Source organism: Xanthomonas sp. BRIP62418 (assembly GCF_003993495.1).
GTDB lineage: Bacteria > Pseudomonadota > Gammaproteobacteria > Xanthomonadales > Xanthomonadaceae > Xanthomonas > Xanthomonas euroxanthea.
The window spans coordinates 60313-73037 of the sequence record NZ_QEZG01000039.1 but is presented as its reverse complement, the minus strand read 5'-3'; the positions used below and the strand labels follow the sequence as shown (position 1 = coordinate 73037).

Genomic DNA, 12725 nt, shown 5'->3' with positions numbered 1-12725 from the left:
CCCTGCATGTCGTTGCAGCGCGCCTGCATGGCGCTGTAGCGAGCCTTTGCCGCAGCGCCCGATCTGACTGGGTGACCGGCTCACGCGGGCAGCCTGACAACGCGGTGGCGTACCCGACCAGTACTTCACACCTGAAAAAGCGACCGCTTTCGACTGCGCAGTCGCAGCAACTGCGCCGGTGTCACCGTATCGTCAACCTAGGTCTGCAAATTCATGCAGAATCGAACGGCGCTGCCGGCCAGGGACGTGGCCGGACCAGGGGAGCGTTTCACGTCTCACGGATCAGGGGACTCTCATCTCATGCATGTGTTGCAGCGTCGTGCAGCCTTACTTGTCTGTGCGCTGGCGGTTGCCGGCCACGCCAACGCCCAGGTCGTCATCAGCCAGGTCTACGGCGGTGGCGGCAACAGCGGTGCCACCTTCCGCAGCGATTTCATCGAGCTGCACAACATCGGCAGCACCACGGTCAGCCTGGATGGCTGGTCGGTGCAGTACGCCTCTGCCGCCGGCAGCAGCTGGCAGGTCACCCCGTTGGCGGGCAGCGTTCCGGCCGGCGGCTACTACTTGGTCAAGCAGGCCGACGGCAGCGGCGGCAGCGTTGCGCTACCCACGCCCGATGCCACCGGCACCATCGCCATGGGCGGCGGCGCCGGCAAGGTGGCGCTGAGCAACAGCGCCTCGGCGTTGAGCGGCGCCTGCCCCACCGGCAATGCCGATCTGGTCGGCTATGGCAGCACCGCCAGCTGCGCCGAAGGCAATGCCCCCACCCCGGCGCCCAGCAATACGCTGGCGGTGCTGCGCGGCGGCGATGGCTGCACCGACACCGACAACAACGCGGCCGATTTCGCCACCGGCGCGCCGGCTCCGCGCAACGCCGCCAGCCCCGCACGCCTGTGCAGTGGCGGCGGCCAGCCGATCGCCACGCTGGCCGATGTCAGCCAGGCCGAGGGCAATAGCGGCAGCCGCAGCCTTGTGTTCACGCTGAGCCTGAGCCAGCCGGCCGGTGCGGGCGGGGTGAGCTTCACCGCGGCCACCGCCGATGGCACCGCCGTCGCTGGCAGCGACTATGTCGCCCTGCCCGCGTCCAGCGTCCGGATCGCCGCCGGCGAGCGCAGCGCCAGCATCACCGTGGAGGTGCTGGGCGACACCACACCCGAGCCCGACGAGACCTTCGCGCTGCAGATCAGCGGCCTCACCGGCGCGTTGCCGGCCACGCTGAGCGCCACCGGCACCGTCCTCAACGACGACTTCAGCCTGCTGCCGATCCACGCCATCCAGGGCAAGGGCGCACGCTCGCCGCTGGAAGGCCAGGTGGTCGCCACCTCGGGCATCGTCACCGCCCGCCGCAGCGCCGGCTTCTTCCTGCAGGCAGCGGATGCGGAAACCGATGGCGATGCGGCCACCTCCGAAGGCGTCTACGTCTACACCGGCAGCGCACCGCCGGACGCCGCTGCCATCGGCAACCGGGTACGCGTGCAAGGCACGGTGCTTGAGTACGTGCCCACCGCCGACCCGACCCAGCCGCCACTGACCGAGATCGGCGGCAGCCTGACCGTGCTGCTGGATTCCACCGGCAGTCCGTTGCCGATGCCGGTGGCGTTGAGCGCGAACTTCCCCAACCCGGACGGTGCCTTTGATCAGCTCGAAGCGCTGGAAGGCATGCGCGTTACCGCCGCCAGCCTCACCGTCAATGCGCCCACCGGCGGCAACGTCAACGAGACCAACGCCACCGCCACCAGCAATGGCGTCTTCCATGCGGTGGTCACCGGCGTGCCGCGTGCCTTTCGCGAGCCCGGCGTGCAGTTGCCCGATCCATTGCCGGCCGGCTCGCCTGCCGGGGTGCCGCGCTGGAACACCAACCCGGAAGTGATCGCGGTCGGCAGTGCCGGCGTCGGCGCCGAGCGTCTGGACCTGGCATCGGGCTGCGTCGTGCTGGATGTCACCGGCCCGCTGGACTACAGCTTCCGCCGCTACACGCTGTATCCGGAACGCACCCCGCAGGTGAACTGCAACGGTGCCGACCAACCGCGCCCGGCACCGCGGCCGCAGGCCGACGACGTGGCCGTGGCCACCTACAACATGGAGCGCTTCTTCGACGACCAGAACGACCCGGCGACCGGCGAGCCGGTGCTCACCCCGGCCGCATTCCAGGCCCGCCTCAACAAGGCCTCGCTGGCGATCCGCAACTACCTGCACACGCCCGACATCCTGGGCACGGTGGAAGTGGAAAGCTTCGGTGTGCTGCAGACGTTGGCTGCGCGCATCAACGCCGATGCCATCGCTTCCGGCCAGCCCGATCCGCAGTACGTGGCCTACCTGCAGGAAGGCAACGACGTCGGCGGTATCGACGTGGGCTTCCTGGTCAAGACCGCTGCGGTGTCGGCCGGCGTGCCGCGCGTGGAAGTGGTGTCCGTCGCCCAGGAAGGCAAGACCACCACCTGGACCGAACCGGGCGGCGCGGTGAGCCTGCTCAACGATCGCCCGCCACTGGTGCTCAGTGCCAAGGTGCACCAGGCCGATGGCCGCGTGCTGCCGCTGACCGCCATCGTGGTGCATCAGCGCTCGCTCAACGGCGCCGAGACCGACGATGCGGCCGGCACCCGCATCCGCGCCAAGCGCCAGGCCCAGGCCGAGTACCTGGCGCGCCTGCTGCAGACGCGCCAGCAGCTCGACCCGGCCGAGCAGGTGCTGGTGATGGGCGACTTCAACGCCTTCGAGTTCAACGACGGCTACGTGGATGCGATGGGTACCGTCACCGGCAGGCCGGCGCCGGATGCGCAGACCGCGGTGGGCGGCGATGGCGTGGACCTGGTCAACCCGGACTACACCGACCTGACCTGGTTCAACACGCCCGACCAGAGCTACTCGTACGCCTTCGACGGCAACGTGCAGTCGCTGGACCACATCCTGGCCAACGAGGCGCTGATGCGCGCACCCAACATCGCCTCGCTGTCGGTGGGCCATGCGCGCATCAATGCCGACTTCCCCGGCACCGCGCGCAACGATGCCAATACGCCCACGCGCTTGTCCGACCACGACCCCACCGTGGTGCTGTTGCGCATGGCGCCAGCGCGACGTGCCGACCTGGGCGTGATGGTCAGCACGGCACGCGCACAGGTCACCGAAGGCGAGCGCATCGACTTCAGTGTGGATGTGGAAAACCGTGGGCCCGACAGCGCAGCGTTCGCAGCGGTGGCACTGGCCTTCGATGCCGCGGTGCGCCCACGGGTCACCGCGGCACCGGGCTGGAACTGCCAGCCGCCGGAAACCGGCGCCCAGACGGTGGTCACCTGCACCATCGCTGCGCTGGCATCCGGCAATGCACAGCGCTTTGCGGTGCAGGTCGACGCTGGCGCGGAACTGGCAGGACGCAGCCTGACCCTGGCCGCCTCGGTTGCCTCGCAAACGCCCGACCCGCAGCCGGACAACAACACCGACGCCGCCGCAGTGACCGTGCAGCCGCAGTTGCGCAGCGATCTGGCGGTGCGCCTGGAAGGCCCCGCCACGCTGCCAACCACTGCCTTCAATGCCACCTACCGGGTATTGCTGGACAACCGCGGCAACGCAGCGGCCACCGGTGCCAGCGTGCGGATCGAAGGCAACACGGTGTCGGCGCTGTCGCTGCTGGTGCCGCCCAGCGGCTGGCGCTGCGCCAGACAGCTGCAGTCGCTGCGCAGCGCGATCTTCGTGTGCAGCACCGCCGCAGCATTGCAGCCGGGCGCGCAGGCCGCGTTCCAGCTGACCGTCGCGGCAAAGCCGATCCCGGCCGAGCGCGCAGTGTGGGTGCAGGCCAGGGCCAGTTCGACCTCGCCCGATGCCAACCCGGCCAACGATTCGGCGCTGATCGTCACCCCGATCGGTGGAGGCGCCGACCGCCGCTGATCGCAGTGCACCACGTCGCAATTCTGTACTGCGACAAAGGGCGCGGCCTGGTCCGCGCCCTTTTTTTTGTGCAAGCCAGCATCATTGTGTGCTGCGGTGCAGGACAGCTTTTTGCTGTGTGGTCCTTAACATCGCAACTCATATCATTTGAAACTTCTTGGTGAAGGTGTCGCCGCAATGAGCGTAGCCGCGCAGTTCGAGATCGAATATCTGCAATACATGGACGCGGACGGCCAGATCGTCCGCGACGACCTGCCGGCCGACGCCGCCAACCCGCAACAGCTGCTCGCCCTGTTCAAGCGCATGCTGTTCGTGCGCACCTTCGACAGCAAGTCGGTCGCGCTGCAGCGCACCGGCAAGTTGGGCACCTATGCGGCCTGCCTCGGTCACGAAGCCACCCACGTGGGCATCGGCGCGGCGATGCGCAGTGGCGATGTGTTCGCGCCCAGCTATCGCGAGTACGGCACCATGTTCGAACGCGGCGTGCGACCGCGCGATGTGCTGCTGTACTGGGGCGGCGACGAACGCGGCAGCGACTATCCGCGCGATGCCGATGCGGCGATCGACTTCCCGATCTGCGTACCAATCTCCACCCAGTGCCTGCATGCGGCCGGTTCGGCGCTGTCGTTCAAGCTGCGGGGCAAGCCGCAGGTCGCGGTGGCCTGCTGTGGCGATGGCGGCAGCTCCAAGACCGACTTCTATGCCGCGCTCAATTCGGCCGGTGCCTACAAACTGCCGCTGATCCTGTGCGTGATCAACAACGGCTGGGCGATCTCGGTGCCGCGCTCGGCGCAGACCGGTGCGCAGACGCTGGCGCAGAAGGGCCTGGCCGGCGGCCTGCATTGCCTGCAGGTGGATGGCAACGACCTGATCGCGGTGCTCGAGGCGATGCGCCAGGCGCGCGCGCGCGCATTGGCCGGCGACGGCGGCACGGTGATCGAGTTCCTGACCTATCGCCTGTCCGATCACACCACCGCCGACGACGCGCGGCGCTACCGCGGCGAAGAAGAGGTCAAGCAAGGCTGGGCGCGCGAGCCGCTGCTGCGCCTGCGCCGCTATCTCACCGCGCAAGGCCTGTGGGACGAGGCGCAGGAAACCGCATGGAAGGCCGACTGCGGTGCGCGCGTGGACGCAGAGGTCAATGCCTATCTCAACACCCCGGTGCAGCCGGTCGAAGCGATGTTCGATTACCTCTACGGCGACCCGCCGGCCGAGTTGCTGGCCCAGCGCGCCGAGGTGATGGCGCAGGAGGTCCGTCATGGATGAGCTCAACCAGTCACACCTGGCTGCGACACAGCAGCAGGCCAGTGCCCCTTACAACGCCGCAGCCACGCGCGGAGAGATCGCCATGAGTTCGCCCATCACCCTGATCGAAGCCATCACCCAGGCGCTGGCCTGGGAGCTGGAACACGACCCTGCGGTGCTGGTGCTGGGCGAGGATGTCGGCGTCAACGGCGGCGTGTTCCGCGCCACTGCCGGCCTGCAGCAACGCTTCGGCAGCGAGCGGGTGCTGGACACGCCGCTGGACGAAACCACCATCGCCGGCCTGAGCGTCGGCCTGGCCGCGCAGGGCATGAAGCCGGTGGCCGAAGCGCAGTTCGACGGCTTCGTGTATCCCATGGTCGATCACCTGATCTGCCATGCCGCACGCCTGCGCAACCGCACCCGCGGCCGCCTGCATTGCCCGATGGTGCTGCGGGTGCCGTGGGGCGGCGGCATCCGCGCGCCGGAACATCACAGCGAAGCCAACGAGGCCATCTTCACCAACGTGCCCGGCCTGCGCGTGGTGTTGCCGTCCTCGCCGCAGCGCGCCTATGGGCTGTTGCTGGCCGCGATCCGCGACCCGGATCCGGTGATCTACATGGAGCCCAAGCGCATCTACCGCCAGTACAAGGAAGTGGTCGCCAACGATGGCGAAGCGCTGCCGCTGGATGTGTGCTTCGTGCTGCGCGACGGTACCGACGTCACCCTGGTCACCTGGGGCGCGCAGGTCAAGGAAGCGCTGGAAGCGGCCGACAAACTCGCTGGCGAAGGCATCAGCGCCGAAGTCATCGATGTGGCCACGCTGCGCCCGCTGGACTTCGACACCATCGCCGAATCGGTGACCAAGACCGGCCGCTGCGTGATCGTGCAGGAAGCCCCGCGCACCGCCGGCTTCGGTGCGGAGATCGCCGCGCAGCTGGCGGAAAAATCGATGTACGACCTGCTCGCACCGGTCGAACGCGTCACCGGCTACGACACGCATATCCCGCTGTTCCGGCTGGAAATGAAGTACCTGCCGAGCGTGGAGCGCATCGTCACCGCCGCCCGTCGCGCGGTGGCTGCCGGCTGACATGCGCGCCCGTCTGCTCTGCGATTACCGCGCCGCGTACGCCAACCCGATCCGCTTCCACGCCGGCCAGCACGTGACCATCGGCGTGCGCGACGAGGAATGGCCGGCCTTCGCCTGGGTCAACACCGGCGACGGTCATGCCGGCTGGGCCCCGGTGGCCTGGCTGCGCCCTCTGGGCGACGGCCAGGCCGAAGCCCTGCGCGACTACGATGCACGCGAACTCGACGCCCAACAGGGCGAGGACGTGTTGCTGCATTACGAACATGGCGGTTGGTGGTGGTCCGAGCGTGCCGATGGCATGCAGGGCTGGCTGCCGGCTGCCGACCTCGAACTCCTCGACGACACCACGCCGCCACTGCCTGCGGCGCAAGAGAACCTGCCATGAGCGAAGCCAAGAATTTTCACCTGCCCGACCTGGGCGAAGGCCTGCCCGATGCCACCATCGTCGAATGGTTCGTCAAGGAAGGCGACAACGTGCGCCTGGACGATCCGCTGGTCTCGATGGAGACCGCCAAGGCGGTGGTCGAGGTGCCCTCGCCGTTCTCCGGCACCGTGACCAAGCTCGCCGGTGCCGCTGGCGATGTGATCGTGACCGGCGCGATGCTGGCGCAGTTCGCGCTGGACGCCTCGCAGCCGCAGCGCGCCGACGGCCAGGACACCGGCCACTCGCATGGCCCTGCACCCACGCATACGCCCAGCACCGGCGACAGCGCGGCCGGCCCGACCGCGCGCGTGGTCGCCTCCGACAACGGCGGCGAGATCGCCGACGCCGACGCCAGTGGCCAGAACGAGCGCGACGACGCCGGCACGGTGGTCGGTGCGATGCAGAGCTCCAATGCGGTGCAGAGCGAACAGGCGATTGCCGTCGGTGGCGTGCGCGCGATGCCGGCGGTGCGTGCGCTGGCGCGCAAGCTGCGGGTGGACCTGGCACAGGTGCGCGCCACCGGCCCGGACGGCACGGTGACGATGGCGGATGTGAAGCAGGCCGCAGCCGCGGGCACCGCGCGGCTTTCAGCCGGCGCGCAGGGCGTGTCGACCTCTTCGGCCAGTGGCCGAGGGACCGCCGCTGGCGGCGGAGCGACCGCAGGCAACAACGCGCACCAGTCAGACGGTAGCGTGCATCCTTCGGACAACAGCGCGAACCATTCGGACGGCGGCGCGCGTTCCCTTCTCCCGCCTGCGGGAGAAGGTGCCCGCAGGGCGGATGAGGGCACCACCGCCCGCTCGTCGCTGTCGGCCAGCGGCAAGCCGATGCGTACCCAATCGCCCGGCACCAGCGTCAAGGGGCAACCCGAACAGCTCAAGGGCGTGCGTCGCAACATGGCGCGGGTCATGGCCGATGCGCACAGCAAGGTGGTACCGACCACGCTCAACGACGATGCCGACATCCACGCCTGGCAGCCCGGCAACGACGTCACCGTGCGCTTGGTGCGCGGCATCGTGCGTGCCTGCCAGGCGGTGCCGGCCCTCAACGCCTGGTTCGACGGCGAGGCACTCAGCCGCACCCTGCACCCCCAGGTCGATATCGGCATTGCGGTGGATACCGAAGAAGGCCTGTTCGTGCCCGCGCTGCGCAATGCCGACATGCTGGACGCGCACGGCATCCGCGAGAGCGTCAACCGGCTGCGCCAGCAGGTGGAAACCCGCAGCATCGCCGCATCGGAACTCAGCGGCTACACCATTTCGCTGTCCAACTTCGGCATGTTCGCCGGCCGCTACGCCACTCCGGTGGTGGTGCCGCCATGCGTGGCCATCGTCGCCGCCGGGCGCGCGCGCTACCAGCTCACCCCGGTGATGGGCGGGGTGGAAACCCACAAGGTGATGCCGCTGTCGCTGACCTTCGACCACCGCGCCGCCACCGGCGGCGAAGCTGCGCGTTTCCTGCGTGCGCTGCTGGACGATCTGGCGCTGGCCAACTAACCCGCGGACAGCAGGACGACCGGCGCCCACCGCCAGGTGGGCCCGGCAAGTCTTGCGGATCTCATTCGCACGCGACCGGGTCGGCGCTTGCAGTGCACGCGCTGCTTGGGGACCGTTGGCGGCAGGCCACCATGTCGCCATCCATGGATGAAGTCGCGACGTGTCACACGGTCGGTTGAGGGCGCCGCTCGGTAAGGGCGCCGCGCAGGCGACCCACCGTTTTTTTTCAAGCATCTGACCGCGGCGGAATGACGCCTTTGTCGAAGTATTGGTCGCTTTGCGTCGTGCCCCGATAAGGCTTGAGCACTGCGAATGGATCAGTTGCAGAGCAGCCGATCTGCGGGATTTCTGCAGGGCCCTCGCCTGCCCGCCATCGCGGGACACGCCGTGAATCCATCCATGGAGGCTCTTACGCGGCATCCATGCCGCGTAAGGTCCCGCGACGGTGAGCAGGCAAGGACCTGTCGAGAGGGTCGGTGTGCGGGTGCAAGCAATGCATGACGTGCACTGTTTGGATAACGGGGCGTTCGCTCGGCCTTCCACCATCTTCCATTGCAGGCCAGGCGACAGACCGGCCTCCAAGACGCAACCTGCAAACGTCTCGTCTGCCACGCAAGCCGAGCACGCTTTCAGGAAAGCAGCCTACCAACTGTCTGGTGCGGTGCCCTCGCCGATTGCGGGACCGTGTGGCGGCATGGCTGCCGCCACCGAGCCTCCAAGGATGGATTCATGGCGTGTCCCGCAAGCGGTGAGGACACCGCGCCCTCGACGCTGGGGCTTGGCTGCAGGGCCCTTGCCCGCCCACCATCGCAGGACACGCCGCAAGTACGTCCATGTAGGCTCTTACGCGGCATCCATGCCGCGTAAGGTCCCGCGACGGTGAGCGGGCAAGGACCTCTGTCGAGAGGGTCGGTGTGTCTAGTTGCAAGCAGTACATGATGCGCACGACGTGCGCTGGTCGGATCACCAGGCGTTCGCTCAAATCCCATCATTGCTCCGTCGCAAGCCGAGCGGCAGACAAGCCTCCTACACGCAATCTGCAAACGTCTCGTCTGCCACGCAAGCCGAGCACGCTTTCAGGAAAGCAGCCGACCAACTGTCTGGTGCGGTGCCCTCGCCGATTGCGGGACCGTGTGGCGGCATGGATGCCGCCACCGAGCCCCCAGGGACGGGTTCACGGCGTGTCCCGCAAGCGGTGAGGGCACCGCGCTCTCGACGCTGCGGGTTTGCTGCAGGGCCCTTGCCCGCCCACCGACGCAGTGCCCGCGGCGGCCCCGCATGGGTCTCACCGACCATTGCAGTGCAAATGCCTGGATAATCGGTCCATGTCATTTGCCCATCTTTCGCTGTCGCCGCAGCTGCAGCCATTCTTCGACACCGCGCTGGCACGCGCCGGCCACCACACGCCCACGCCGATCCAGCAGCAGGCGATTGCGCCGATGCTGCAGGGCCGGGATCTGATTGCGATGGCGCAGACCGGTTCGGGCAAGACATTGGCCTATGCGCTGCCGCTGCTGCAGCAACGCTGCCTGGCGCCGGATGTTGCCCCGCGCGTGCTCGGCGCGCTGGTGCTGGTGCCCACGCGCGAACTCGCCGCGCAGGTCGAAGACACCTTGCGCCAACTGGCCGCGCATCTGCCGCGGCGGCTCAAGATCGTTGCGGCCACCGGCGGCAGTTCGATCAATCCGCAGTTGCTTGCCCTGCGCGGTGGTGCCGATATCGTGGTCGCCACGCCCGGTCGGTTGCTGGACCTGGTGGATCACAATGCGCTGCGCCTGGGCGAGGTTGCCACGCTCGTGCTGGACGAAGCCGACCGCCTGCTCGAACTGGGCTTCGGCGCCGAGCTCGATCGCATCCTGGCCCTGCTGCCGGCGCAACGGCAGAGCGTGCTGTTCTCGGCCACGTTTCCGCCCGGCATCGCCTCGCTGGCCAAGCGTCGCCTGCGCGACCCGCTACGCATCACCGTTGATGCCACCCCGGAAGCTGCGCCTGCGATCGAACAACGCGCGATCGCCGTCGACGCCGGCCAGCGCACGCAGCTGTTGCGCCACCTGCTGCAGGAGCATGGCTGGTCGCATGTGCTGGTGTTCGTCGCCAGCCGGCACACCGCCGAGAAAGTCGCCGAAAAACTCACCAAGACCGGCATCACCGCGCAACCGCTGCATGGCGAACTGAGCCAGGGCCGCCGCGAGCGTACGTTGCATGCCTTCAAACAGCGCGAGGTGCAGGTGCTGGTGGCCACCGATCTGGCCGGGCGCGGCATCGATATCGATGCGCTGCCGGCAGTGCTCAATTACGACCTGCCGCGTTCGACGGTGGACTACACCCACCGCATCGGCCGCACCGCGCGCGCAGGCGCCAGCGGCCTTGCGATCAGCTTCATCACCGCAGAGAGCCAGCCGCAATGGCGCCTGATCGAAAAACGCCAGGGCCTGCGCATGCCCACCAGCGTGGTTGCCGGTTTCGAGCCGACCCTGGCGGCAACTGCGCCTGCGACGCAGACGCCAAATGACGGCGCGCGCGCTCCGGACGACAACGGCGGCATCAAGGGCAGGCGGCCGAGCAAGAAGGACAAGCAACGCGCAGCGGCCGCGAAGCAGGCTGGCAAGCCCGACTAACAGCAGGGCGTGCCACCTGACGCGCCGTCGTCACGCGAAGGTGGACGGTGCGACGATGCCTCAGTCCTGCTCGAAATCCAGCTCGCCGCCCGGCGCGTTGTCGCCATCCGCACGCGGGGTACGCTTGCCGGGCTTGCGCAGGATTTCCACGAAGAACTGTTCGCCACCTTCGCTGGTGAGCGCATTGATCGAGCGGATCAGCTCGGCCGGCGGCAGCGGCGCGGCACTGGCCTCGTCCGCCCCAAAGCGCATGTCGAAGTCCCAGTAATCCGCGCCTTCGGGCAAATCCTTGCGGCGCTCGCGGCGGATGTACTTGCGGATATCGTGCTTGCTGGACTCCAGCAGACGATCGCGGTTCTTGCCTTCGAGGTTGAGCTGATAGGTCTTGCGCATGGCGACATCGGTTGGGAACTGGCCGCCTATTGTGAGGCCATGCGGCCAGTCTGGGTGAATCGCCGGCCATTGGCGTGGACCGAGCATGCACCTGCGTGTGCATGCGCTCGATTGCGTGGTCGCGTTCGTGCCGGGATGCACGCCGATGCCAGGCAGCACCATGTGCAAGCCTCCGTCACCTCAACTCGTCATCACGCACACGTGCATCAGCCGCAGTCCCTCACCCCACCGTTGCCGTTGCCGGCGCCAGCGCTTGCGTGCCCGCGACGAACGCCTGCTCGGCCGCAATCACCTCATCGGCGTGGTCCTGGCACCAGTGCAGCAGCGCCATCATCGGCGCTTCCAGGGTGTCGCCCAAGGGCGTGCGCCGGTATTGCACGGCCACCGGAGACGAGGAAATCACTTCCCTGCTGATCAAGCCGATCCGCTCCAGCCGCCGCAGCGCTTCGGTCAGCGACTTGTGCGTCACCCCGTCCAGTTGCCGCTTGATCTGATTGAAGCGCGTCGGCCCGTTGCACAGCACCGTCATGATCATGATCGACCACTTGTTGGCGATCGGCTCCAGCACGGTGCGGATATCCGAGATGCGATAGAGGTCGCAGGGCGCAGCGGTTTCCTCGGCCATATCTAGTTACCTCAAAGTGCGTAATTGAAACTAAGTATAGGATGGATATCATCTCGCCGGTACTGAAAACCGACTGGACGCGGTATCGCCGCGTCCAATCCCGTATCGACAACCAGCGAGAAACTGTCCATGTCAACGAATGAGCTCCACGGCAAAGTGGCCCTGATTACCGGCGCCTCCAGCGGCATCGGTAGCGCAACGGCCAAGAAACTCGCAGCGGCAGGAATGAAGGTGGGCCTTGCGGCGCGTCGCATCGACCGGCTGCAGGCATTGAAGGCAGACATCGAGCAGGCGGGCGGCCAGGCCGTCGTGTTGGAAATGGATGTCGCCAGCAAGGACTCGGTCACAGCCGGCGTCGCAGCACTGATCGCCGCTTACGGCGCTATCGATGTGCTGGTCAACAACGCCGGCATCATGCCGCTGTCCAGCATCGATGATTTCCACACCGACGAATGGGAACAGATGATCGATGTCAACGTGAAAGGCGTGCTCAACGTGGCCGCCGCGGTGCTGCCGCAGATGATCAAGCAGCATTCCGGCCATGTCTTCAATACTTCCTCGATCGCCGGGCGCAAGGTCTTTGGCCAGGGATTTGCGGTGTACTCGGCAAGCAAGTTTGCGGTGACCGCGTTCACCGAAGGCCTGCGCATGGAAGTCGGCAAGAAGCACAACATCCGCGTCACCAGCATTCAGCCGGGCATCGTTGCAACCGAGCTTCCGGCACAGACCACCAGCGCGGAATATCAGGCAATGATGGCCGGTTATGCCGGCACGGTTCGGATGCTGGATCCGATGGATATTGCCGACACCATCCTGTTCGCAGCGCAGGCACCGGCGAACGTCAATATTGCCGAAGTGTATGTGTTACCCACCGACCAGGTGTAACCGATGCTCGACCACTCCATGCAGCCGGCTCCCCGGCGGCATGGGGCACGCGACGCTTTGGAGCAGCTAG

The 12725-nt window shown here is 67.4% G+C and carries 9 protein-coding genes; 7 read left to right on the top strand and 2 right to left on the bottom strand.

Annotated features, from left to right (window positions below; translation table 11 throughout):
* Positions 1–300 precede the first annotated feature (300 nt).
* The 6 genes from EO174_RS12535 (at position 301) to EO174_RS12505 (ending at position 10752) form a co-directional block, all read left to right on the top strand.
* Positions 301–3882, top strand: a complete 3582-nt coding sequence (locus tag EO174_RS12535) for a lamin tail domain-containing protein (RefSeq protein ID WP_126944706.1) — start codon at positions 301–303, stop codon at positions 3880–3882.
* Positions 3883–4059: 177 nt separating this feature from the next.
* Positions 4060–5148 carry a pyruvate dehydrogenase (acetyl-transferring) E1 component subunit alpha gene (pdhA, locus tag EO174_RS12530; RefSeq protein ID WP_126944703.1) on the top strand — a complete coding sequence of 363 codons (1089 nt, stop codon included), beginning with the start codon at positions 4060–4062 and terminating at the stop codon, positions 5146–5148.
* Positions 5141–6214 (top strand): alpha-ketoacid dehydrogenase subunit beta, encoded by a 1074-nt coding sequence (locus EO174_RS12525; RefSeq protein WP_164740183.1) that lies wholly within the window; start codon positions 5141–5143, stop codon positions 6212–6214. The genes pdhA and EO174_RS12525 overlap by 8 nt, the downstream gene beginning before the upstream one ends.
* A gap of 1 nt (position 6215) precedes the next feature.
* Complete coding sequence (locus tag EO174_RS12520; RefSeq protein WP_104649133.1) at positions 6216–6599, top strand: SH3 domain-containing protein; 384 nt, start codon at positions 6216–6218, stop codon at positions 6597–6599.
* Complete coding sequence (locus tag EO174_RS12515) at positions 6596–8134, top strand: dihydrolipoamide acetyltransferase family protein (RefSeq protein ID WP_126944700.1); 1539 nt, start codon at positions 6596–6598, stop codon at positions 8132–8134. Before EO174_RS12520 ends, EO174_RS12515 begins: the two co-directional genes overlap by 4 nt.
* A 1325-nt stretch (positions 8135–9459) precedes the next feature.
* Positions 9460–10752: a DEAD/DEAH box helicase gene (locus tag EO174_RS12505; RefSeq protein WP_126944697.1), complete on the top strand. Its 1293-nt coding sequence runs from the start codon at positions 9460–9462 to the stop codon at positions 10750–10752.
* A gap of 60 nt (positions 10753–10812) precedes the next feature.
* On the opposite strand, the gene EO174_RS12500 is transcribed toward EO174_RS12505, so the two are convergent.
* The gene (locus EO174_RS12500; protein WP_104649192.1) at positions 10813–11145 is read right to left on the bottom strand and encodes a DUF6172 family protein; all 333 of its coding nucleotides are present in this window, start codon (positions 11143–11145) and stop codon (positions 10813–10815) included.
* Between the two features lie 220 nt (positions 11146–11365).
* Complete coding sequence (locus tag EO174_RS12495) at positions 11366–11770, bottom strand: helix-turn-helix domain-containing protein (RefSeq protein WP_104649130.1); 405 nt, start codon at positions 11768–11770, stop codon at positions 11366–11368.
* Between the two features lie 129 nt (positions 11771–11899).
* On the opposite strand from EO174_RS12495, the gene EO174_RS12490 reads away from it, so the two are divergent.
* Entirely contained in the window at positions 11900–12655 is a 756-nt protein-coding gene (locus tag EO174_RS12490; RefSeq protein WP_164740182.1) for an SDR family oxidoreductase, read from the top strand.
* The last annotated feature ends 70 nt before the right edge of the window (positions 12656–12725 follow it).